This is a genomic window from Pseudonocardia sp. DSM 110487, from assembly GCF_019468565.1.
Classification (GTDB): domain Bacteria; phylum Actinomycetota; class Actinomycetes; order Mycobacteriales; family Pseudonocardiaceae; genus Pseudonocardia.
The window spans coordinates 6,884,776-6,905,828 of sequence record NZ_CP080521.1 but is presented as its reverse complement, the minus strand read 5'-3'; the positions used below and the strand labels follow the sequence as shown (position 1 = coordinate 6,905,828).

Sequence of the window (21,053 nt, the reverse complement as noted above, 5' to 3'; positions counted from 1 at the left end):
GGAGGTTGGCATGACAGCAATGGAGCTGTCCCGTCGTCGTTTCCTGCTCGGGGCCGCGAGCCTCGGCAGCGTGCCCCTGCTCGCGTCGTGCGTCGGTTCGGGCGGCGGCGAGACGGGCGGCGGGCAGGCGTCGGCGACGATCACCCTGCAGTCGTCGGTCCAGGACACCGGACCGAAGGCCGCCCTCGAGAAGATCGTGGCCGCCTACGGCGGCGCGGGCTCCCCGGTCACGCTCAACGCGGTGGCCACCGAGCAGTTCCGGGCCCAGCTGTCTACCTACCTGTCCTCGGCCACGCCGCCGGACGTCCTGACCTGGTACGCCGGGTCGGTCGCGAACTCCTACGCCGCCGAGGGCCTGCTGCTGGACCTGTCGGATCTGTGGACGGGCGACGGTGCGTGCGCCGGGTTCTCCAACGCGCTTCGATCGCTGTCGACATCGGCAGGAGGCCAGGCGATCTTCGTGCCGACCACGTACTACTGGTGGTCCGTCTTCTACAAGAAGTCGGCGTTCGCGTCGTGGGGCGTCGAGCCGCCGACGACGTGGGACGGGTTCATCGCGTTGTGCGACCAGCTGAAGGCTCGCGGGATCCACCCGCTCACCAACGGCATCGGAAACACGGCCTGGATGTCGGCGGGCTGGTTCGACTACCTGAACCTGCGGATCAACGGTGCCGACTACCACCGCGCGCTGCTGGCCGGGCAGCGGTCCTTCACCGACCCCGAGGTGGTGGCCGTGATGGAGGAGTACGCCCGGCTGATCCCGTACTTCCACCCGAACCAGACCTCGTGGGACGCCCAGCAGGCCGTGACACCCATGGTCAACAACGAGGCGGCGATGTACCTCGTCGGTGCGTTCGTCACGCAGTACTTCCCCGAGGACCAGCGCGACGACCTGGACTTCTTCTCCGTCCCGCCGATCAACCCGAGCGTGCCGAGTGCCGAGGAGGCGCCCACCGACGGGTACTTCGCGGCGGCCCGCAGCGACAACCCGGACGGCGCAAAGGCGCTGCTCTCCTACCTCGCCTCGCCGGAGGTCCAGCAGCGCTACATCACCGAGTCCGGCACGTCCAACCTGCCGACCTCCCCGGACGTCGACACCTCGCAGTTCGCCCCGATCGTGCAGAAGGGGATCGAGCTGCTCAACTCCACCTCCGAGATCACGCAGTTCTTCAACCGCGACTCCAGCGACGCGCTCCAGACCACGGCGGACGCCGCGCTCACGCGGTTCATCGCCGACCCATCGGACATCCCGGCGCACCTGCGCGACTGGCAGGCGGCCGCCCAGCAGGTATTCACGTCATGACCGCGGTGCAGGACGCGCCGGTGCGGACGGGTGCTCCACCGCGGCAGGGTCGGCGGCGGCGCGTGCCGCCGCTGGTGTGGGCGTTCCTGCTGCTGCCGCTCGCCGTCGAGCTGTTCTGGGTGTTCTGGCCCGCGATGAACAGCTTCTCGCTGTCGTTCACGTCGTGGAACGGCGTGGGGGCGGCGCGGCCCGTCGGGTTCGAGAACTACGAGCGCCTGTTCGCCGACCCGATCTTCGCCACCGCCCTGCGCAACAACGTGATCTGGGCGATCGGGTTCGGCGGGCTGTCGGTCGTGGGCGGGCTCGCGCTCGCGGTCGCGCTCAACCGGCCCGGTCGCGGCGTCGGGATCTACCGCAGCGCGATCTACCTGCCGATGGTCATCTCCCTGGCCTTGACAGGGCTGTTCTGGCAGGTGATGTACCAGCCCGGCGGCCCGATCGACGTCGGGCTGGGCGCGATCGGGCTGGGCGAGCTGCAGCAGCAGTGGCTCGCCAATCCCGACACCGCGCTCTACGCCGTGCTGATCGCGGCCGTGTGGCGGCAGGTCGGCTACATCATGGTGCTCTACCTCGCCGGGCTGAAGGGCTGCGACCCGACCCTCGAGGAGGCCGCCGCCGTGGACGGCGCCAACGCGTGGCAGCGGTTCTGGAAGGTCGTCATGCCGCAGCTGCGTGGTGTCAACACCGTGATCTTCGCGGTCACCGTGATCGACTCGCTGCGCACGTTCGACATCGTGTGGGCGATGACCCGCGGCGGCCCGTACAACACCACGCAGCTGCTCTCGACCTACATGTTCCAGCAGGGGTTCACGCTGGTGAACCTCGGCTACGGTTCCGCGATCGCGGTGGTGATCTTCGTGCTGGCGATCGCGTTCATCATCACCTACCTGGTGCGCCAGGCGCGGACCGAGGAGGGCTGACATGCGCCGCTCGCCTTTGTTCCACGCAGTGATGATCCCGTTCACGCTGCTGTGGCTCGCACCGATCGTGTTCGTCGTGCTCATTGCGCTGCGGGAGTTCGACGACATCGCCGCACGCGGACTCGGGGCGCTGCCCGCAACCCTGACGCTCGACGGGTTCGCCACGGCGCTCGCGGGCGGCCAGGTGGCCACCGCGCTGGCCAACAGCGCGGTGGTGACCGTGTGCACGGTGGTGGCGTCGCTCGCGCTGGCCGCCATTGCCGCGTACGCGCTGTCGCGCCACCGCATTCCGGCGCGGCGCACGATCCTGCTCGTGATGCTGGCCGGCAACCTGTTGCCGCCGCAGATCCTGCTCATCCCGGTGTCGCGGATCGCCCAGGGCCTGGGGATCTACGACACCCTGTTCGCCCTGGTCGTCGTGCAGGTGGGGTTCGGGCTCGGGTTCTACACGTTCGTGCTGCACGGGTTCATGCGCGCGCTGCCGTCGGAGGTGTTCGAGGCCGCGCTGCTCGACGGGTCGGGCCCGGGCCGGACGTTCTGGAGCATCGTGCTGCCGCTCTGCCGGCCGGCGCTCGCCGCGCTCGCGGCGCTGGCCACGACCTGGATCTACAACGACCTGATCTGGGCCATGACCGTGCTGCAGTCCGACACCAAGTTCCCGATCACCGCGGCCCTGCTCAACCTGCAGGGCGGCTACTCGAACTCGTGGAATGTGATCGCCGCGGGATCGCTCGTCGCGGCCGTGCCGACGGCGATCGTGTTCTTCGTGTTCCAGCGGCACTTCGTGTCGGGGCTGCTGGTCGGCTCCGCGAAGTGAGTACCCGGGAGCTGCGGACGGCCCTGGCACTTCACCGGGTCAGCCGTCGGCGGCACCGAAGATCTCGCGCAGCCTGCGCAGCGTGTCCCTGATCGACTTCGCGTTGCCCTTCGGGAAGCCGACCAGCTCCATGCCCTTCGCCAGCGGCGAGCCGCCGTAGTCGAACGTCTCGGTGACGCGGGTGCCGCCGGCGACGGGCTCGAGCTCGTAGCGCCAGATCGCCCTTGCCGCGTGGCACCAGCCGATGCGGCGGTCCGGCTCGAACTCCACCACGCGGTTCGTGATCCGGTACGGCAGCTTGATCTTCATGCTCATGCCGAACCGGTCGCCGAGCGCGAGCCGCTCCGGCCCGGACAACGCCCCGCGGACCGTGCCGGAGCCGTCGAACTCGTGGTGCCGGTGGGGGTTCGCGAGCAGCGCGAACACCTCATCCGGCGGCGCGGCCACCACCGTGCTGGCGGAGACGGTGCGGCCGAGGTTGGTCGCGTGGTCGTCGCTGGTCATGCGGGGAGTGTCGCGTATCAGCGCCGGGCGAGGGCGAACACGCCCCAGCCCACGTACTCGCGCTGGTAGCGCACGTGCCGCAGCGGCGCCGTTGCGAGCTCGGCGCGCATCGCGCCGACCAGCTCGTCATCGGGGTTGGCGTCGATCCAGCGCCGGATGTTGAGCCATTGCGCTGCCACGTACCGGTCCCAGCTGTCCTGGTCGGCCACCACCATCTCGACGAGGTCCCATCCGAGCTCGCCGAAGTTCTCGACGAGCCGCGGGAGCGACACCAGCTCGTCCTTGTTGCGCGCGTAGCAGCCTTCGACGGTGTCCTGGTCCGGCGGGTCGAGCCGCCAGTAGCGCTCACCGACCAGTGCCGTGCCGCCGGGGCGCAGGCTGCGTTCGAGGAGGTCGAGGGTGCCGGCCGTGCCCTGCCCGATCCAGGTGGCGCCAAGGCACGCGGCGATGTCGACGGGCTCCTCTGCGATGTAGCCCGCGGCGTCCGCGTGCACGAACTCGACCCGGTCGGACACCTCCAGCTCGACCGCCCGTGCCCGCGCGGTGGCCAGGAACGTCGCGCTGATGTCGACGCCGACCCCGGTGACACCGTGGTCCCGCGCCCACGTGCAGAGCAGCTCGCCTTTGCCGCACGCGAGATCGAGCAGGCGCGTGCCGGGACGCATGCGCAACGCCGCACCCAGCGTGGCGAGCTTCTCGGAGGTGAACGGATCGAGGATCCGGTGGCTACTCTCGCGGATGAGGAAGCTGCGGGGGAGCTCCACGCCAGGATCGCCTCCGTACCGGTTGGGACACGTGCGGCGGCGACCGTATCCAGCGCGGTTCACGGAGGGCGACGCCTTTTACGACGTCCGTGTGACCCCGGTCCCACGGACGTGGATGCGATGATCGGGGTAGCCCGAGCTCAACATGGAGGAGACGCCGTGACGTTGGACCGACCGCTGTCGGACTGGCAGAAGCTGCGCCTGACGTTCACCCGGCGGTGGCGCGACTCCGGGTTCTGGTACGGCGTCGCGATCGCGCTGATCTGGCCGTTCGCGATGTTCGGCACCAAGGTGGGCTGGCGCGGCGGGGAACACATCCCACGCTCGGGCGGGGCGCTGCTCGCGATCAACCACGTGTCGTTCGCCGACCCGATCTTCAACGTGGCGTTCACGATCTGCCACGGCCGAATGCCCCGGTTCCTGGCGAAGTCCGAGCTATGGGACATGCCAGGGGTCAAGTGGGTGCTCGGCGGCGGGCGCCACATCCCGGTCTACCGCGCCTCGATCCGCGCGAAGGACGCCTACCGGGACGCGATCGCGGCGATCGGGCGCGGGGAGATCGTGGCGTTCTACCCGGAGGGCACCTTCACCGCCGACCCCGACGGGTGGCCGATGAAGGCCAAGAACGGGATCGGCCGGATCGCCCTGCTCACCGGCGCGCCCGTGATCCCCATCGCGAACTGGGGCACCCAGGACGTCCTGCCACCCGGCAGCGGCCGGCCCCGCCTGTTCCCCCGCAAGCGGGTCACGGTGGTCGCGGGCCCGCCGGTCGACCTGTCGGCCTGGCTGGGCGGACCGCGCACCCGCACGGCCCTGGACGGTGCGACCAACGCGATCATGGGGGACGTCACGCGACTGGTCGGCGAGATCCGCGGGGAGACCCCGCCTGCGGCGCCGTTCGACCCGGCTCGACCGGAGATGTCGCTGAAGGACGAGCGGCCGGCGAGCTGAGGGACCGAGGCATGATCAGCGTGTGTGGTTCCGACACCGCAGCTTCGCGGCCGTGGAACCGCGTGCGGTGATCATGCCGGTCGGCGCCCGGCCACCCGCTTCACGGAGCAGCCGGACCAGCAGCCGCTCTCGTGTCAGCGCTGTCAGCCGGATGCAACGGCTACTGCTATGAGGTGCGGGGAGGCCCCCAGCAGGGTGGGCTCCGACTCCAGCCGCCGGATCGTTCCCAGCAGGACCTCGCGCGTGCCCGGGTCGTCCAGGAGGGGCCCGGTGTCACCTGCCGCCCCGATGCCCTCGACCGCGAGCACCTGCACCTCGGGGAACCCCGCTGCCACGACCTCGTCGCGGAGCCCATAGGGGTGGTGGAAGTACGCCAGGGTGAACCACTCCGGCCTGCCGGCCGGGTCGGGGTTGCGGTGGACGCCGTCGGTGAGGTCCCTGTCGACGATCGCGGCGAACCGCGGATCGCCGAAGTAGCCCGCGCGGACGCCGCCGTCCAGCGCGGACGCGAAGCGGGAGATCGCCGCCGCCAGCAGCACGCCGCCAGGCCGCAGAACCCGCCGGGCCTCGGCGAGCGCCGTGGCCCGGTCCGCGGCCTCCACCAGGTGGTAGAGCGGGCCGAGCAGCAGCACGGCGTCGGCGCTGCCGTCGGCCTGCGGGAGCGCGCGGGCATCGCCCACCGACGCGGACGCGAGCGGAGCAGGCGCGGTGGCGGACGCGGCACGCGCCGCGTCCACGTGCCGCTCCACCGGGTCGATCAGGTGCACCTCGTAGCCGGCGGCGGCCAGTGGCAGCGCATAGGCGCCCTCGGCGCCGCCGATGTCGAGCACGACGGCGGGCGGCTCCGGCAGGAACCGGTCCAGCAGCTCGCCTGTGCGCACGGCCTCCAGGCGGCCCCAGGTCGTCAACCGGTCCCGCTCGACGCCGATGCCGTAGTGCTCCTGGATCGCCGAGTCGATCTCGTATCCCATGCGGCGAAGCTAGCCCGGAGGGCAAGGGGAAATTCAGGCGTCGCGGGCCAGCCTCGCCAGCCGCCGCTGGGTGGGCCAGCGGACGGCGTGGGCCCAGCCCAGCTTCTCGAACGCCCAGATCACGCGCGCGGAGATGTCGACCTGCCCGCGCTGGACGCCGTGGCGGGCGCAGGTGGGGTCGGCGTGGTGCAGGTTGTGCCATGACTCGCCGAAGCTGAGCACTGCGAGCGGCCAGACGTTGCGGGAGTGGTCGCGGGCGGCGAACGGCTGGTCGCCGATCATGTGGCAGATCGAGTTGATCGACCACGTGACGTGGTGCAGCAGACCGACGCGCACGAGCCCGGCCCAGAAGAGCGCGGTGAGCGCGCCCCACCACGACCAGCTCAGCAGACCGCCGAGCGCGGCCGGCACGAGCAGGGTGAGGATCGACCACAGGCCGAAGAGGCGGTCGATGCGGTGGATGTCGGTGTCGGCGAGCAGGTCGGGGGTGAATCGCTCGCGGTTGGTCAGGTCGCGGTCGAACAGCCAGCCGGTGTGGGAGTGCCAGAAGCCCTTGGCGAGGGCCGCAGGGCTCGTGCCGAACAGCCACGGCGAGTGCGGGTCGCCCTCCTTGTCGGAGAACGCGTGGTGGCGGCGGTGGTCGGCCACCCAGGTGATGACCGGGCCCTGCATGGCGAGGCTGCCCGCCAGGGCGAGCGCAATCCGCAGCGGCCGCTTGGCCTTGAACGAGCCGTGGGTGAAGTAGCGGTGGAAGCCGACCGTGATGCCGAGCCCGCTGACGACGTAGAAGACCGCGGCGATCGCGACGTCGATCCAGGTGAGGCCCCAGCCCCATGCGAACGGGATCGTGGCGACGAGCGCCAGCAGGGGGAGGATCACGAAGACGTAGACACCGATGTGCGGCGCCAGGCCCCGCCTCCCGGCGAGGATCGGGCGGGCGGTTCCGGCCGGTCGAGTCGGGCTGTCGGCAACGGTCATGGGCATGCTCCTCGGGGAGTCGTAATTAAGGGTCACCTTACCCGCTCGGCGCGGGATCTAAATGTCGAGACCGAGCAGTGCGTTCTCCACGACCTCGGCCAGCGCCGGGTGGATCCAGTACTGGCCGGTGGCCATCTCCCGGGCGCCGAGCCCGAACGACATCGCCTGGATCAGCGGCTGGATCACCGTGGACGCCTGGGCGCCCATCACGTGCGCCCCGAGGATCCGGCCGCTCCCGCGCTCGGCGATCACCTTGCAGAACCCGGTGGTGTCCTCCATCGCCCACCCGTAGGCGACGTCGCCGTAGTCCTGCACGGCGGCGGTGTAGTCGAGGTGCCCGGCGCGGCACTCGGCCTCGGTGAGCCCGACCGCGGCGATCTGCGGGTCGGTGAAGACGGCCGCGGGCACGACGCGGTGGTCGCTCTTGCGCGTCGCGTCGGGGTGCAGGAGGTTGTGCGCCACCACCTTCGCCTCGTGGTTGGCCACGTGCTTGAGCTGGTGGGCGGAGCTGACGTCGCCGACGGCGAAGATCCCTTCCACGCCGGTGCGCTGCTCGGCGTCGACGACGATCCGGCCGTCGGGGTGGGTGGCGACGCCGGTCCGGTCGAGGTCGAGGCGGTCGCTGTTGGGGCGCCGCCCGGTGGCAACGAGCAGCAGGTCGCCGCGCACGGCGGTGCCGTCGGCCAGTTCGAGCATGATGTCGCCGTGGCTCCCGCGCACGCGCGTGACCTCGTTGCCGAGGTGCACGTCCCAGCGTCGGTACACGATGTCGGTGAACCGTTCGCAGATCGTCTCGTCCTGGCGGCGCAGGATGCTGCTGCGGCCGATGATCGTCACCTTCGCCCCGAGCGCGGAGAAGACGTGGGCGAACTCGACGCCGATGTAGCCGCTTCCGAGGATCACCACGTGCTCGGGGAGCGCGTCGATCCGCATCACGGTGTCGGACGTCTCGTAGGGCACTCCCGACTCCGTGACGACGTCGGGGATCACCGGCCGGCTCCCCGCGGCAAGCACGACCCGGTCGGCGGTGAACGCGACAGTGCCGGACCCGTCGGTGCGCGCGACCGCGAGCTCCTTGTGCCCGGTGAAGCGCGCGTGGCCCTCGTAGACGGTGACGTTCGGGCTGCGGTCCACCCGGTACTCGCGCCCACCGGCGGAGATCGGGTCGATCCGGCCGAAGACGCGGTCGCGGATGTCGGTCCAACGGACCTTGTCCACCGTGGCGTCCACGCCGTAGCGACCGGCGTGCCGGACGGCCTGCGCCACGTCGGCGGCGTAGACGTACATCTTCGTCGGGATGCAGCCGACGTTCAGGCAGGTGCCACCGAAGACCCCGTGCTCGACGAGTGCGACGTCCAGGTGCGCGAACCGGTCGTCGACGATCGAGTTGCCGGAGCCGGTCCCGATGACGACGAGGTCGTGATGGCGCACCCTCCCAACCTACGTGCCGGTCTGGGAAAAGTGGTGCCGGTCCACAGGTGATGTCCAGCGCCCGCCCCACTTCCAGCCGATGCGCTCGAACGCCGCGACGACCGGCCCACCGCCGGAGATCATTCCTGGCAGGTCGCGGTCGCGGTCCAGGTAGGCGGTAGCGAGCTCGGGCAGCACGAGGTCGCCCTTGCTGTAGGGGTTCTGGAACGGGTTGACGTCCACGGCGAGGCCGAGCGCGTGCGCCGACCAGCGCGTGGAGCCCACGGCGGGCCGGCAGACGAACGCGGTGGTGTTGTTGTCGTCGCCGGTGGGCGGGGCGGTCAGCTCGGCGGGCTCGACGACCCGCATTTCCTCGATCGGGAAGCCGGCCGCGTAGAGCTCGCCGAAGACAGCCGCGACGTCGTCGGCCACCCGGGCGGCGACGATCAGCTCACCGGTGTGCGGCAACCCGTCGAAGCCGCGGAAGGAGACGGTGACGTAGCGCAGGTCGGCCGGTGGTACGGGGCACTCCGGCTTCCAGGTGGAGCGGGCGAGTACGTCGTCGGGCACCGGTCCGACCGCGGAGGTGAACGTCCCGTCGGCGGGCGGCGGGAGGATGTCGCGCGTCGGGAGCCTGCGGTCCACCAGGTCGGGTGGCGTGGGCTGGGCGACGCCGTACCCGTCGGGGCGCAGGGGGAGCGGGGGGCGCTCGGCGGCCGCCCCGGCTGTGCAGGCCACGACGGCCGCCACGGCGACGATCACGAGTCGGAGCACCCGCCGAGCCTCGCACGGGCACGGGCGGCGCGCGCTCACCCGATCTGGTAGGCAGAACCGGATGAGCAGCGATACGGAGACGGCCACCGTGCACCGCGCCTGGGCCGCGGACCTGGCGCCGAGCACCCTCTACGAGCTGCTGCGGCTGCGGGTCGACGTGTTCGTCGTGGAGCAGGCCTGCCCGTACGCGGAGCTCGACGGGCGCGACCTCGAGGACGGCGCGCGGCATTTCTGGCTGGGCGGCGACGGGAAACCGGAGCCCGTTCTCGGATGCGTGCGGCTGCTGCGGGAGCCGACGGGCGAGTTCCGCATCGGCAGGCTCTGCACCGCCCGCTCGGTGCGCGGGCGCGGGCTCGGCCGGCAGCTGATGGAGGCGGCGTTGGCCGAGGTCGGCGACCGCACGTGCCTGCTGGATGCCCAGGAGCACCTCGCGGGCTTCTACCGCGAGTTCGGCTTCGGTCAGGTGGGGGAGTCCTACGACTGGGACGGTGTCGCGCACGTCCCGATGCGGCGGAACTGAGCGCAAGATCGCAAGACGTCGCGGTGGGGCGCCAGATTGCGGGATACTCACGGGTGGTCACGAAGGGTGTCGAGCGAGCGAGGTGGCCGCATGAGTGACGACCCGACGCGGGCGATGAACGTGCGCTCGCCTGCCTACGGCAGCGTCGGCCCGGCCGATCCGAACGCCGACCCGGACACGCAGCCGGCGATGCGTCCGGTCGTCGCCGACGGCCCGACCGTCCCGACGCCGACCGAACCGAAGGCGCGAGCGGGGTGGCCCGCCGAACCGGTGCCGCGCACGCGAACGGGTGTCCTGTGGGTGGGATTGGTCCTGTCCGCGCTGGTCCTGCTGGTCCTGCTGATCTTCATCCTGCAGAACAGCGCGCCGGTACAGATCAACTTCCTGGCCGCGTCGGGCACCCTGCCCACCGGGGTTGCGCTGCTGCTCGCCGCCGTCGCGGGGCTGCTGCTCGTCGCGATCCCCGGTGGACTGCGCATCCTCCAGCTGCGCCGCGCCGCCCGCCGCCGCTGAACGTGCTCAGGACTCGCGGCCGCCGACCTGGATCTGCCACGGGGCGAGCGAACTGCCGGGGGCGAGTTCGGTCTGGTCGGCGCTCAGGTTGACCACCACCACGCCGTCGTTCGCGCGGAACGCGAGCAGGTCGGGCCGGGAGGGGGAGCGTCCGATCTCGACGCCGCCTGCGGCCAGTCTGGGCACCAGGAACTGCCAGGCCTGGGTGAGCGGGAGGGGTTGTCCGCCGTCCTTCTTGGTGGCGTCGGTCCACAGGGCGGCGGATCCGAGGTCGTGTTCCTGTGGGCCCCAGAGCAGGGCGCCTGCGGTGCCGGACTCGGCCATGGCGGCGATCGCGGCGAGGTTCACCGCGGCGTTGACCGGGCTGCCGCCGGCGTCGTCCTCACCGGCGGGGACCTCGGGGTAGTACTCGGCCCACCAGATCGGCAGCGGGCTGCGTTGTTTGAGCCAGGCGGCCAGGTCGGCGAACTTGCGGGCGCCATCCAGGGGGGCGGGGCCGTCCTGGTCGCGTTTGTTGGTGGCGGTGTCGACGGCGAGGAAGTCGGCGCCGATGTTGTTCTGCAGCCAGTAGTCGATGACGTCGAGGGTGCGTTGGTCGGCGGCGCCCCATGGGCCGGTGACGGTGGTGGAGGTGTCCTGGGCGCCGGGGTCGAGGCCGATGAGCACGACGTAGGGGCCGCCGACCTGGATGTCGGGGCGGACGTCCTTCACGGCGCGGTAGACCTGGTTGTAGAGCTCGGTGTAGCCCTCGTAGTCCCAGCGCTTCTTCGCGTCGTCCCAGAAGCCCTTCATCTCGTTCCACACCATCACGCGCTCGACCTGCGGGTAGCGCTTGACGGTCTCGGCGGCGAGGCGGGCGAAGTCGCCGAAGTGTTCGGGTCTGGGTGCTTCTTCCAGCTCGTCCCAGTCGGTCTCGCCCTCCTGGCCGCCCTTCATCCAGTCCGGGGAGCAGCACAGGGTGAGCATGGTGCGCTGGCCGGTCTCCTCGGTGAGCTTCATCCGGCGGTCGAGGGTGTCCCAGTCGTACTCGCCGGGTTCGGGTTCGGGGTTGTCGGTGCCGAAGCCCATGAGGTGGTGGTTCTGCCAGATCGCGCCGTCGGCGGCCAGGATGTCCATCCCGCGTCGACGGGCCTCGGCGGGCTCGCTGTCGTCGAGGCTCTTCTGGGTGTGGGTGACGCCCAGCTCGAGCGCGGTCCCCTGCTTGGTCCACGTCCAGTCGCCCTCGAGCTCGATGGGCGGCAGCGTCTCGTTCGGCGACGGCAGTGTCGGCGACGGGACGGGTTCGGCCGAGCAGGCGACCAGCGCCGCGGTGAGCACCGCCAGTACAGCGGCGAAGGGACGTGGAGCGCGCACAGGTACCTCAGGTGTCAGGGTTCGGGAGACTTCCACCCGACCGTGGCAGGGCGACCCTGTGGTGCGGCTGAGAACCCCTGATCTCGTTGACGGAGATCTAGTGTCCCGAACCGGAAGTCCACCACATAACTCGACGGCCCAGCTTCCCGCTGGGCGCACCGGCGAACCGGCCGAGTACGCCCGGTACGAGGCCGGCTCGCCGGCACACCCAGCGGAAACCTGGATCCGCCGATTTATGCACCGGACTTCCGGTTCGGGACACTAGGCGGCCGCCTGACGCCTGCGCCTCCCGCCGCGGGAGGTGCGCCCGCTCCCGCTGCGCGGGCGGCGAGGACCCTGCTCGGGCTTCGGCGGTGTCATGATCGGCACCCCCGACGGAGGACGCGCGCCCGTGATACGGGCCAGCTCGCCGTCGCCCGCCATGACCTGGGTCTGCGGCGCGCGCACACCCGCGAGGCGCATCATCCGCTCGACGTCGCGTCGCTCGGCGGGAGTGACGAGCGTGACGACGGTGCCGGAGTCGCCCGCCCGCGCCGTGCGCCCGGCCCGGTGCAGGTAGTCCTTCGGGTCGGCGGGCGGGTCGACGTGCACCACGAGGCTCACGTCGTCGATGTGGATGCCGCGCGCGGCCACGTCGGTGGCCACGAGCACCGGGGTGGTGCCGTCCTTGAACTCGGCGATCGCCCGGTTGCGGGCGTTCTGCGCCTTCCCGCCGTGCAGCGCACCCGCCGCCACGCCCTCCCGCCGCAGCACCTTCACGAGCCGGTCGACGCCGTGCTTGGTGCGGGCGAACAGGATCGTGCGACCGTCCCGCGCGGCGACCTCGGTGAGGATCCGCGGCTTGGCGGCCGGGTCGACGAGCAGGACGTGGTGGTCCATGGTGGCTACCTGCGCCGTGGCCGAGGCGACCGAGCGCGTGACGGGCTCGGTGAGGTACTGGCGGACCAGCGCGCCCACCTCGCCGTCGAGCGTGGCGGAGAACAGCAACCGCTGGCCGCCGGCCGGGGTGAGGTTCAGGATCCTCCTGACCTGAGGCAGGAAGCCCATGTCCGACATGCGGTCGGCCTCGTCGAGCACCGTGATCTCGACCTGCGAGAGATCGCACGTGCGCTGCTCGGTGTGGTCGGTGAGCCGTCCCGGGGTCGCGACGACCAGGTCGACGCCGCGCTGCAGCTCGGCCGCCTGGCGGTTGAACGACAGCCCGCCCACCACGACGGCCGTCGACAGGCGCAACGCCCGCGCGAACGGGGCGAGCGCGTCGTCGACCTGCTGGGCCAGCTCGCGGGTGGGCACAAGGACGAGCCCGCGCGGCTGCCGGGAACGGGCCCGGCCTCCCGCGAGCCGGGAGAGCACGGCGAGGCCGAACGCGAGGGTCTTGCCGGAGCCGGTCTGGCCGCGGCCGAGCAGGTCACGGCCCGCGATGGTGTCGGGGAGCGTCGCGGCCTGGATCGGGAACGGCTCGCTGAAGCCGTTGGCGGCGAGCGCGCGCACGACCGGCTCAGGCAGGCCCAGCTCGGCGAACGACGGCATGCCCGACTCGGGGGCGGTCCACAGCTCCTCGGGCGGCCCGACGGGAGCGAGCGGGGGACGGTTTTGCGGCGTGCGGGAGCGGCCGCGGGGGGAGCGGGTGCGGCCGCCGTCGGATCGACGGGGCTGCGGGCTCGCCGAGAAATGGGCACGGCGAGAGGACGGGGATGACAACTAGAACCTCCGGGACGTGGCACGTCACACGGAGAGCAGCGCCGAAATGGCGGCGGCTGGGATCTCGGGACGAGCCCGGGCGCATCGGTGTGCGCCCTGATGGGTACTGCGGGCTGCGCCCACTTCAGGGCCGTTCCGGCCGGGCGCTCGTGATCAGTCTAGCCGAGCGCCCAGCCGGGGGCGGTCCTGTCGGGGCTATTGGTGTGACATCCCCTCGCCTCCGCGCATTCCCACCTCGACGCGCAGCTCTTCGAGCAGCGCTTCCGATGTGCCGACGTCGGGGGGCAGGCCGCGGGCGGTGAACCAGTCGCCGATCCGCCGGACGTCGCGGGCCATGAACTCGGGGCCCTGCGGGTTGCCGATGACGTCCACGACCTGCGGAAGGTCGATGAGCACCAGCCGCCCGTCGTGCACGAGGAGGTTGTAGGCGGACAGGTCGCCGTGGGTGAGGCCGTGGCGCGCCAGCCCGAGCAGGGCGTCGACGAGCTGGTGCCAGAGATCACACAGTTCGTCGCCGTCCGGACGCAGCTGGGCGAGCCGCGGGGCGGCCGTGCCATCGTCGCCGCCGACGAACTCCAACAGCAGCTCGGTGCCGCTGCACTGCACGGGGTAGGGCACCGCGATGCCGTCGGCCCACACGCGCGACAGCGCGGCGAACTCCGCGTTCGCCCACTGCCCGGCCAGGATGTCGCGGCCGAACGCCGTGCGGTTGGCCATCGCGCGCGTCTCGCGGGACCGGCGCACGCGTCGGCCTTCGAGGTAGCCGGCGTCGCGGTGGAACATGCGGTGCTCCGCGGTGCGGAAGCGCTTGGCGGCCATCAGCGTGCGCCGCTCGGTGCCCGGCACGGCGCGTTCGACGAGGTGGACGTCGGCCTCCTTGCCGGTCTTGATCACGCCCAGCTCGCTGTCGACGGCGGCGTGTTCGGTGACCACCCACGCGGGCCGCGGGTGCGGGCCGTGCTCGGCGCCGTCCCACGTGGACCAGCGGTCGCCCTCGGGCGGGCCGTCGGGGTCGACCCCGAGCCGCTCGTCGAGGGCGGACAGGTCCGGCGCGGGCCGCCGGGAGCGTGCGGGTGCCTCGTCGTCGAACCGGCGGCGACGGGCCTTGCGAGTGGACTTGGCTTCGTAGATCTCGGAGTACGACTCGTAGTCGTGCAACGGGGGGCTCCAGAGGGAGTGTGCGCCCCGCGGACCGACGTCAGCGCGAGGCGGGGATCGGACGAGGGCATGCCACGTCCCGGACAGGCCTAGACATGGAGCACCTCCTCCTGATCACGCCGGACCCCCGGCGACCCTGGTTGCCGGCACTCTGCCGAACACCGGATCCCCTCGACAACCGATTTATGCGGGGATCACGATCTCCAGGGCGTTTCCCCCGCGTTCCACGCGCATCCCCGCTCTGCGGGCGATCGTTGCGACGCCCGCCGCGTCCGTCGGTTCGGCGCGGGTGCCCGCGAGCACGCGGGCGAGCCTGCCCTTGTGCGCCTTGTTGAAATGGCTCACGACGCTGCGGCTGCCGTCGGGCCGCTCGGCGAGGACGTTCACCGTGACCGCACCTGGCACGCGGCCCAGCGCGGCGTAGGAGCCCGAGCGCAGGTCCACGACGAGATCGGCGGCGGCGATGGCCGTCAGCTCGGGTTCGAGCACCGGCTTCCAGCGAGCCGCGAGGGTGCCGCCCGCGGGGAGCGTGGAGCCCGCGGAGAGGCGGTAGGCCGGCACCGGGTCGTGCGCGCGCAGCAGCCCGAAGAGCGCCGACCCGACGGCGAGCCGCGCCCGCGCCCGCGCGGCGGCGGCCCCGCGCAGCGAGCCGGCGTCGAGCGCGTCGTAGAGCACGCCGGTGTAGCGGTGCAGGGCGGGCAGGGTGGGCGAGGTCCACAGCGCCGCGTTGCGGGCGATCTCGGCGTCCTGCGCGGGCGAGAGACCGAGCGCGGCGCGGCACGCCTGCGCGTCGGCGGCCAGGTCGACGAGCTCCTCCACGAGTGCTTTGCGCACCGCGTCCAGCGCGGGATGTGACAGCGCGTCGAGCCGCAGTGGCGGGCCGTCGCCGCCGTCGCGCTTTGTCTCCGACGGGGGAAGCAGGACGAGCACGTGGGGGAGCCTATGTTGTGTCCCCGGCGACGCCCGGATTACCGTCCTCGGCGTGATCGGGCAGGTCGGTTCCACGCGGTGACCGCGGTCGACACCGAGCTCCCTCCCGCCACCGGTGCGTGGCGCGATGGCGACGACCCTGGCCGCAGGAAGTGGATCACGCTGCCCGAGCCGCTCGCCCTCGAGGCCGGGGGCACACTGCCCGGCGTCCGGATCGCCTACGAGACGTGGGGCGCCCTGAACACGGACGCGTCCAACGCCGTGCTCGTGCTGCACGCCCTCACCGGTGACAGCCATGTGACGGGTCCCGCCGAGGCCGGCCATCCGACGCCGGGCTGGTGGGACGCACTGATCGGGCCGGGACGGGCGCTCGACCCCGCGCGCTGGTTCGTGGTGGCGCCGAACATCGTGGGCGGCTGCCAGGGCAGCACCGGCCCTGCCTCACCGGGCCCGGACGGCAGGCGGTGGGGGAGCCGCTTCCCGCTCGTCACCGCGCGGGACGCGGTGACCGCCGAGCGGGTGCTGGCCGACGCGCTCGGCGTCGACGCGTGGGCACTCGTCATCGGCGGCTCCATGGGCGGGATGCGGGCCCTCGAATGGGCGGCCACCGAGCCGGACCGCGTGACCCGGTTGTGCCTGCTGGCATGCCCGGCCGCCACATCGGCCGACCAGATCGGCTGGGCGGCCCCGCAGCTCGCCGCGATCCGCGACGACCCCGGCTGGAGCGGCGGCGATTACCACGACGCCCCGCCGGGGCATGGCCCGCACCGCGGTCTCGGTGTGGCCAGGCGCATCGCGCATCTGAGCTACCGCAGCGCGTTCGAGCTCGGCGAGCGTTTCGGCCGTGACGCCCAGGACGGCGAGGACCCGTGGCGCGGCGGACGGTACGCGGTGGAGTCCTACCTCGACCACCACGCCCGCAAGCTGGTGCGCCGCTTCGACGCGATGTCCTACGTGCGGCTGACGGAGCTGATGAACGCCCACGACGTGGGCCGGGGACGCGGCGGGACCGCCGCCGCGCTCGCCCGCGTGACGGCGCGGACGCTCGTGGCGGGCGTGAGCTCCGACCGGCTCTACCCGCTGGAGCAGCAGGCGGAGCTGGTGGCGGGCATCCCGGACGCGGGCACGCTGCGCATCATCGACTCCCCGTACGGCCACGACGGGTTCCTCATCGAGGCGCCCGCCGTGGGTGAGCTCGTCACGGAGCTACTGGATCGGTGATCCCCTCCTTCTCCCCGATGCAGAACTCGTTGCCCTCGGGGTCGGTGAGCGTGGTCCAGGCGAAGATCGCCGGATCCCCACGCTCCCCGAGCACGGTGGCCCCCAGCTGAACCAGGCGCTCCACCTCGGCCTGCCGGTTGCCGGTCGGCGCGCCCAGGTCGAGGTGCAGGCGGTTCTTGCCCGACCGCGGCTCCGGGACGAGCTGGAAGGCGAGCAGTGGACCACCCCGCGGGGGCGGGGCCAGCATGATGAACGCGTCCTCGTAGTTCTGGAGCACGGTGGTGTCGAGCGCGGCCGACCAGAACTCCGACAGCGCCGCCGGGTCTGCGCAGTCGACGGTGACCATGCCGATGGAAAGTCCCATGTCCCGGACGTTAGCGAGGGCGTCCGACGCCCATGATCGGCGGCCCGGTGTGGGAGCGGCCACATGTGGCCGCCGGTGCACCCATCCGCTGATCAAGCCCGGCCCGGGCAAGGTCACGCATCCGGGCTCCGCCCGTGCACGCGTTGATCGGCCACGCTTCTCGTCGACGGGTCGCGCGAGCGGAGAACCTGTGCGTGAGCCGGCGCCGTGAGCCCGGCCGCCCGGGATGGGGAAGGATCGGCCCGTGCCCGACCGCCCCTATGTTCTGCTGTCGGCAGCGATGTCGGTCGACGGCCACATCGACGACAGCGGGCCGGAGCCGCTGTTGCTCTCCGACGCGGCCGACCTCGACCGGGTCGACGAGGTGCGGGCGGGCGTCGACGCGATCCTGGTCGGGGCCACCACGCTGCGCCGGGACGACCCGCGCCTGAACGTGCGTTCCGCGGAACGCCGGGCCGCGCGCGTGGCGGCCGGGCGCCCTGCGTACCCGCTCAAGGTCACGATCACCGGCTCGGGGGACCTCGACCCCGGGGCGCGCTTCTTCACCACGGGGGACGGGCCCAAGCTCGTGTACGCCGCAACGCCGGGACTGGACACGGCGCGCAAGGCGGTGGGCGCGGTCGCCGACGTCGTGGACGCGGGCGACCCACTCGACCTGCACCGGCTGCTCGCCGACCTCTCCGGCCGCGGTGTCGCCCGGCTGATGGTGGAAGGTGGCACCGGGATGCACACGCTCTTCCTCAGCGCGGGCGTCGCCGACGAGCTGCAGCTGGTCGTGGCGCCGTTCTTCGTGGGCGACGCGCAGGCGCCGCGGTTCGTCGGGCCGGGGCGCTTCCGGCACGACGCCGCGCACCGGATGCGCCTCGCCGAGGTCCGTCCTATCGGCGACCTCGTGCTCCTGCGCTACCTCCTGGGCGCTGCCGGTGGCTGACCCGGAGCGTGCCGATCGGGAGCTGCTGGGGCGGGCGGTGGAGCTCGCGCGGCGGTGTCCTCCGTCGGAGACGGCGTTCTCGGTGGGCGCGCTCGTCGTCGACGCGGCCGGCACGGTGCTCGCGGAGAGCTGGTCACGCCGCAGCGACCCGCACGACCACGCGGAGGAGGGCGCGCTCGCCGACCTCGGGCCCGGCTGGCGCGCCGCCCCTGGCGCCACGGTCTACAGCTCGCTCGAACCGTGCAGCGCACGGTCGTCCCGACCGCTGACCTGCACCGAACTCATCCTCGCCGCCGGCGTCGACCGCGTGGTGTTCGCGTGGCGGGAGCCCGGCCTGTTCGTCGACGGCCGGGGGGCGGAGCTGCTGCGGGCCGCCGGTGTGGAGGTCGTGGAGCTGCCCGAGCTCGCTGCGGCCGCGCGCATGCCGAACGCACACCTGCTGGGAGGTTGACCCGACTCAGCCTCCGGACCGGGTCGATGCCGAGCCGGCTCCCGTGGACTCGGCGAGGCTGCGGGCGAGGGTGCTCATGGCCTGTGTGAGCTCGCCGAGCTGGTGACCCTCGTCGTGGCGCCAGTGGCGCACCTGTTCGGCGGTGAGCGTGGCGAGCAGTGCGTCGGCGCGCAGGTCGGGATCGGGCGCACCGGCGTCGGCGAGCAGGATCCGGCAGTGCAGGCGCCAGAACCGGTGTGAACCCGTGCGCAGGCGGGCGCCTGGACTCGCGGTCTGGGAGAGCGCGACGACGTCGAGGTGCGCGTCGACGTAGAGGAGGTACGCCGCGGCGAACGCGGCGAGCCGCTCGGCGGGGGGCGCGCCGGGACCGAGCGGGGGCGGGCCACTGAGCAGCTCCTGCTGCAGGCGTGACTCTCGCTCGTCGAGCAGCGCCGCGGCCAGCCCGGACTTGTCACCGAACCGCCGGTACAGGGTGCCCTTGCCCACGCCTGCGGCGGCCGCGACGTCGTCCATGCTCACCGCCGCGACCCCGCGCGCCGCGAACAGCTCCCCGGCGGCAGCGAGCACCTTGCGTCGGTTGCGTGCCGCGTCGGCCCGCTCCCTCGGGGCCTCGCCGGCCATCAAGTCCACGCGGCGAACCCTAGTGTTTGCCTAACCGGACCGCAGTCCGTATCGTTCCGCGTCATGAGCCTGTCCACCCAAGAGGGCCTCCACCTCGTGCGGGCCTACGGCGCCGCGGAGCGCTGGCTGGCGGTGCTGGTCACGACCGGACGTGACGCACCGTCGGTGAGCGTCGTCAACGCGGGCGTGCTGCCCCACCCGTCGACCGGCGAGCCGGTGGTCGCGTTCGTCGCCCGCGGGGCCACCGCCAAGCTCGCGAACCTCCGCACGGACCCGCGCGCCACGCTCGTGTTCCGGTCGGGCTGGGAGTGGGTCGCCGTCCGGGGGCCGGTCGAGCTGGCCGGGCCGGACGACCCGCTCGCCGGAGCCGACCTGCGGCGCCTCCTGCGCGACATCTACGCCGCCGCGGGCGGTGAGCACCCCGATCTCGACGAGTACGACCGCGCCATGGCCGCCGAACGGCGGACCGCCGTGCTCCTGAAGCCCGAGCGGTTCACCAGCAACCCGCCCGGCACCGAGCACGAGGAGCATTCGTGAGCGCGATCGAGGTGTGGTCCGACCTGTTGTGTCCGTTCGCCTACGTCGGGCTGCTGCGGTTGCGCCGCGCCCGCACGCGGCTCGGGCTCGACGTCCGGATCGAGCACCACACGTTCCCCCTCGAACTGTTCAACGGGCCGCACCCGCGGCGAGGAACCGACACCGAGGCGGTCGGGCTGGGCCAGATCGAGCCCGAGGCCGGGTTCCGGGTGTGGACGGGCGCCGACGACCGCTACCCCCACACGGTGCTGCTCGCCGCGGAGGCCGTGCACGCCGCGAGCGCGCAGAGCCTCACCGCGGGGGAGGAGCTCGACCTCGCGTTGCGGCGGGCGTTCTGGGCGGAGTCGCGGTCGATCAGCCACCGGCAGGTGATCCTCGACGTCGCCGCCTCCGTCCCCCATGTCGACGCCGGCGAGCTCGCCGCCGCGCTCGACGACGGACGGCACCGTCGCCGCGTCACGGCCGACTTCGCGGTCGCGAGCACCGACGCGATCCCGGCCAGCCCCACGCTGCGCCTGCCCGACGGCACCACTGTCAGCAATCCGGGCATCGACGTGCATTGGCAGGGGCCGTGGGCGGAAGGGTTCCCGGTCGTGGACGCCCACGACGCGGGCGTCTACGACGAGCTGCTCCGGCGCGCGGCGTGAACCTGCGCAGGGTGGTCGTCGGTGTGCTGGAGACGAGCTGCTGGATCGTCTCCGCAGGCGGCGAAGCGCTGGTCGTCGACCCCGGGGACCAGCCCGAGCGGGTCATGGCCGCGACCGCGGACCTCCACGTGACGGCCATCCTGCTCACCCACGCCCACTTCGACCACGTGCTCGCGGTGCCCGCGCTGGTCGACGCATGGCAGGTGCCCGTACTGGCCCATCCCGCCGAGTCACCGGTGTGGCCCCACGAGCTCGCCACCGTCCTGCGGGACGGGCACTGGGACGCCGGCACCGCCACCGCCGAGCTGCTCGCGGACGACCCCTCGCGGCTCGCGCCGCCCGGCACGCTGTGGGACGGCGCGTTCACCCCCGTGAACGAGGCGAACTTGCCCATCGGGCCGCTCACCGCTCGCGTGCTGCACACCCCCGGGCACACACCCGGCGGCATCAGCCTGCTCGTCGACGGCCACCTGCTGAGCGGCGACACCCTCTTCCCCGGAGGACCGGGGCTCACCGGCCCACCGCTCTCCGACTTCGCCACGATCATCGACTCGGTGCGCACGCTCCTCGCGCTCCCGGCCGACACCCGCATCCATCCCGGCCACGGCCCCGACACCACCGTCGCGGCCGAGCGTCCCCACCTGGCCGGATGGGTCGCTCGCGGCTGGTGAGCCGGTGGACCGCCCGCAGCGGTGACCGGCGAACCAGCCCCGG

24 protein-coding genes are annotated in these 21,053 nt (G+C 72.4%); 12 read left to right on the top strand and 12 right to left on the bottom strand.

Features of this window, described 5'->3' with window-relative positions; translation table 11 throughout:
• The first annotated feature begins 10 nt into the window (after nt 1-10).
• Genes K1T35_RS32240 through K1T35_RS32230 form a run of 3 tightly spaced genes read left to right on the top strand, consistent with a single transcriptional unit; the run spans nt 11 to nt 3,040 of the window.
• Nucleotides 11-1,303 (top strand): ABC transporter substrate-binding protein, encoded by a 1,293-nt coding sequence (locus K1T35_RS32240; RefSeq protein ID WP_220255543.1) that lies wholly within the window; start codon nt 11-13, stop codon nt 1,301-1,303.
• Entirely contained in the window at nt 1,300-2,223 is a 924-nt protein-coding gene (locus K1T35_RS32235) for a carbohydrate ABC transporter permease (RefSeq protein WP_220255542.1), read from the top strand. The genes K1T35_RS32240 and K1T35_RS32235 overlap by 4 nt, the downstream gene beginning before the upstream one ends.
• Before the next feature lies 1 nt (nt 2,224).
• Complete coding sequence (locus K1T35_RS32230; protein WP_220255541.1) at nt 2,225-3,040, top strand: carbohydrate ABC transporter permease; 816 nt, start codon at nt 2,225-2,227, stop codon at nt 3,038-3,040.
• 39 nt (nt 3,041-3,079) lie between these two features.
• On the opposite strand, the gene K1T35_RS32225 is transcribed toward K1T35_RS32230, so the two are convergent.
• Together K1T35_RS32225 and K1T35_RS32220 are read right to left on the bottom strand one after the other, a co-directional pair.
• The gene (locus tag K1T35_RS32225; protein ID WP_220255540.1) at nt 3,080-3,544 is read right to left on the bottom strand and encodes an SRPBCC family protein; all 465 of its coding nucleotides are present in this window, start codon (nt 3,542-3,544) and stop codon (nt 3,080-3,082) included.
• 17 nt (nt 3,545-3,561) lie between these two features.
• On the bottom strand, nt 3,562-4,308 hold the full coding sequence (locus K1T35_RS32220) for a cyclopropane-fatty-acyl-phospholipid synthase family protein (protein WP_220255539.1): 747 nt from the start codon (nt 4,306-4,308) through the stop codon (nt 3,562-3,564).
• A gap of 159 nt (nt 4,309-4,467) precedes the next feature.
• Between K1T35_RS32220 and K1T35_RS32215 the strand changes: the two genes are divergently transcribed.
• Nucleotides 4,468-5,259, top strand: a complete 792-nt coding sequence (locus K1T35_RS32215; RefSeq protein WP_255620995.1) for a 1-acyl-sn-glycerol-3-phosphate acyltransferase — start codon at nt 4,468-4,470, stop codon at nt 5,257-5,259.
• A gap of 143 nt (nt 5,260-5,402) precedes the next feature.
• Here the strand turns inward: K1T35_RS32215 and K1T35_RS32210 are convergent, their stop codons facing one another.
• The 4 genes from K1T35_RS32210 to K1T35_RS32195 are packed head-to-tail and all read right to left on the bottom strand — an operon-like array spanning nt 5,403 to nt 9,377.
• On the bottom strand, nt 5,403-6,230 hold the full coding sequence (locus K1T35_RS32210; RefSeq protein WP_220255537.1) for a class I SAM-dependent methyltransferase: 828 nt from the start codon (nt 6,228-6,230) through the stop codon (nt 5,403-5,405).
• A gap of 33 nt (nt 6,231-6,263) precedes the next feature.
• On the bottom strand, nt 6,264-7,208 hold the full coding sequence (locus K1T35_RS32205; RefSeq protein ID WP_370645172.1) for an acyl-CoA desaturase: 945 nt from the start codon (nt 7,206-7,208) through the stop codon (nt 6,264-6,266).
• 57 nt (nt 7,209-7,265) lie between these two features.
• Nucleotides 7,266-8,639 carry a mycothione reductase gene (locus K1T35_RS32200; protein ID WP_220255535.1) on the bottom strand — a complete coding sequence of 458 codons (1,374 nt, stop codon included), beginning with the start codon at nt 8,637-8,639 and terminating at the stop codon, nt 7,266-7,268.
• 9 nt (nt 8,640-8,648) lie between these two features.
• Nucleotides 8,649-9,377, bottom strand: coding sequence for a M15 family metallopeptidase (locus K1T35_RS32195; RefSeq protein ID WP_255622699.1), 729 nt, complete (start codon nt 9,375-9,377; stop codon nt 8,649-8,651).
• A gap of 76 nt (nt 9,378-9,453) precedes the next feature.
• Here K1T35_RS32195 and K1T35_RS32190 point away from each other — a divergent pair, with 76 nt between their 5' ends.
• Complete coding sequence (locus K1T35_RS32190; RefSeq protein WP_220255534.1) at nt 9,454-9,912, top strand: GNAT family N-acetyltransferase; 459 nt, start codon at nt 9,454-9,456, stop codon at nt 9,910-9,912.
• 90 nt (nt 9,913-10,002) lie between these two features.
• Nucleotides 10,003-10,425, top strand: coding sequence for a lipopolysaccharide assembly protein LapA domain-containing protein (locus K1T35_RS32185; RefSeq protein WP_255620994.1), 423 nt, complete (start codon nt 10,003-10,005; stop codon nt 10,423-10,425).
• 6 nt (nt 10,426-10,431) lie between these two features.
• Here the strand turns inward: K1T35_RS32185 and K1T35_RS32180 are convergent, their stop codons facing one another.
• The 4 genes from K1T35_RS32180 to yaaA all read right to left on the bottom strand — a co-directional run bounded on the left by K1T35_RS32180 (nt 10,432) and on the right by yaaA (nt 15,567).
• Nucleotides 10,432-11,778 (bottom strand): hypothetical protein, encoded by a 1,347-nt coding sequence (locus tag K1T35_RS32180; protein WP_220255533.1) that lies wholly within the window; start codon nt 11,776-11,778, stop codon nt 10,432-10,434.
• A 261-nt stretch (nt 11,779-12,039) separates the two neighbouring features.
• Nucleotides 12,040-13,308: a DEAD/DEAH box helicase gene (locus K1T35_RS32175; RefSeq protein WP_220255532.1), complete on the bottom strand. Its 1,269-nt coding sequence runs from the start codon at nt 13,306-13,308 to the stop codon at nt 12,040-12,042.
• A gap of 366 nt (nt 13,309-13,674) precedes the next feature.
• Nucleotides 13,675-14,637 (bottom strand): serine protein kinase RIO, encoded by a 963-nt coding sequence (locus tag K1T35_RS32170; RefSeq protein WP_220255531.1) that lies wholly within the window; start codon nt 14,635-14,637, stop codon nt 13,675-13,677.
• A 183-nt stretch (nt 14,638-14,820) separates the two neighbouring features.
• Nucleotides 14,821-15,567, bottom strand: a complete 747-nt coding sequence (yaaA, locus tag K1T35_RS32165; RefSeq protein ID WP_220255530.1) for a peroxide stress protein YaaA — start codon at nt 15,565-15,567, stop codon at nt 14,821-14,823.
• A gap of 78 nt (nt 15,568-15,645) precedes the next feature.
• Here yaaA and K1T35_RS32160 point away from each other — a divergent pair, with 78 nt between their 5' ends.
• Complete coding sequence (locus tag K1T35_RS32160) at nt 15,646-16,788, top strand: homoserine O-acetyltransferase (RefSeq protein WP_255620993.1); 1,143 nt, start codon at nt 15,646-15,648, stop codon at nt 16,786-16,788.
• Here K1T35_RS32160 and K1T35_RS32155 read toward each other — a convergent pair.
• A complete protein-coding gene (locus K1T35_RS32155) occupies nt 16,766-17,152 on the bottom strand; it encodes a VOC family protein (RefSeq protein WP_220255529.1) in 387 nt (128 codons plus the stop codon). The two genes, K1T35_RS32160 and K1T35_RS32155, sit on opposite strands and share 23 nt — an antisense overlap.
• A 244-nt stretch (nt 17,153-17,396) precedes the next feature.
• On the opposite strand from K1T35_RS32155, the gene K1T35_RS49230 reads away from it, so the two are divergent.
• Complete coding sequence (locus K1T35_RS49230; protein ID WP_255620992.1) at nt 17,397-18,083, top strand: RibD family protein; 687 nt, start codon at nt 17,397-17,399, stop codon at nt 18,081-18,083.
• Complete coding sequence (locus tag K1T35_RS49225) at nt 18,076-18,534, top strand: dCMP deaminase (RefSeq protein WP_255620991.1); 459 nt, start codon at nt 18,076-18,078, stop codon at nt 18,532-18,534. Before K1T35_RS49230 ends, K1T35_RS49225 begins: the two co-directional genes overlap by 8 nt.
• A gap of 6 nt (nt 18,535-18,540) precedes the next feature.
• Here K1T35_RS49225 and K1T35_RS32145 read toward each other — a convergent pair whose 3' ends face one another.
• Entirely contained in the window at nt 18,541-19,155 is a 615-nt protein-coding gene (locus tag K1T35_RS32145; RefSeq protein WP_220262988.1) for a TetR/AcrR family transcriptional regulator, read from the bottom strand.
• A gap of 63 nt (nt 19,156-19,218) precedes the next feature.
• On the opposite strand from K1T35_RS32145, the gene K1T35_RS32140 reads away from it, so the two are divergent.
• Genes K1T35_RS32140 through K1T35_RS32130 form a run of 3 tightly spaced genes read left to right on the top strand, consistent with a single transcriptional unit; the run spans nt 19,219 to nt 21,010 of the window.
• Complete coding sequence (locus K1T35_RS32140) at nt 19,219-19,692, top strand: pyridoxamine 5'-phosphate oxidase family protein (protein ID WP_220255528.1); 474 nt, start codon at nt 19,219-19,221, stop codon at nt 19,690-19,692.
• Complete coding sequence (locus K1T35_RS32135; RefSeq protein WP_220255527.1) at nt 19,689-20,339, top strand: DsbA family protein; 651 nt, start codon at nt 19,689-19,691, stop codon at nt 20,337-20,339. Before K1T35_RS32140 ends, K1T35_RS32135 begins: the two co-directional genes overlap by 4 nt.
• Nucleotides 20,336-21,010 (top strand): MBL fold metallo-hydrolase, encoded by a 675-nt coding sequence (locus K1T35_RS32130; protein ID WP_220255526.1) that lies wholly within the window; start codon nt 20,336-20,338, stop codon nt 21,008-21,010. The genes K1T35_RS32135 and K1T35_RS32130 overlap by 4 nt, the downstream gene beginning before the upstream one ends.
• The last annotated feature ends 43 nt before the right edge of the window (nt 21,011-21,053 follow it).

Excerpts from the sequence above, each read along its gene's own strand:
- K1T35_RS32240 (WP_220255543.1), top strand. The coding sequence starts at position 11 with ATGACAGCAATGGAGCTGTCCCGTCGTCGTTTCCTGCTCGGGGCCGCG.
- K1T35_RS32235 (WP_220255542.1), top strand. The coding sequence starts at position 1,300 with ATGACCGCGGTGCAGGACGCGCCGGTGCGGACGGGTGCTCCACCGCGG.
- K1T35_RS32230 (WP_220255541.1), top strand. The coding sequence starts at position 2,225 with ATGCGCCGCTCGCCTTTGTTCCACGCAGTGATGATCCCGTTCACGCTG.
- K1T35_RS32225 (WP_220255540.1), bottom strand. The coding sequence starts at position 3,544 with ATGACCAGCGACGACCACGCGACCAACCTCGGCCGCACCGTCTCCGCC.
- K1T35_RS32210 (WP_220255537.1), bottom strand. The coding sequence starts at position 6,230 with ATGGGATACGAGATCGACTCGGCGATCCAGGAGCACTACGGCATCGGC.
- K1T35_RS32205 (WP_370645172.1), bottom strand. The coding sequence starts at position 7,208 with ATGACCGTTGCCGACAGCCCGACTCGACCGGCCGGAACCGCCCGCCCG.
- K1T35_RS32190 (WP_220255534.1), top strand. The coding sequence starts at position 9,454 with ATGAGCAGCGATACGGAGACGGCCACCGTGCACCGCGCCTGGGCCGCG.
- K1T35_RS32185 (WP_255620994.1), top strand. The coding sequence starts at position 10,003 with ATGAGTGACGACCCGACGCGGGCGATGAACGTGCGCTCGCCTGCCTAC.
- K1T35_RS32175 (WP_220255532.1), bottom strand. The coding sequence starts at position 13,308 with ATGCCGTCGTTCGCCGAGCTGGGCCTGCCTGAGCCGGTCGTGCGCGCG.
- K1T35_RS32155 (WP_220255529.1), bottom strand. The coding sequence starts at position 17,152 with ATGGGACTTTCCATCGGCATGGTCACCGTCGACTGCGCAGACCCGGCG.
- K1T35_RS32145 (WP_220262988.1), bottom strand. The coding sequence starts at position 19,155 with ATGGCCGGCGAGGCCCCGAGGGAGCGGGCCGACGCGGCACGCAACCGA.
- K1T35_RS32140 (WP_220255528.1), top strand. The coding sequence starts at position 19,219 with ATGAGCCTGTCCACCCAAGAGGGCCTCCACCTCGTGCGGGCCTACGGC.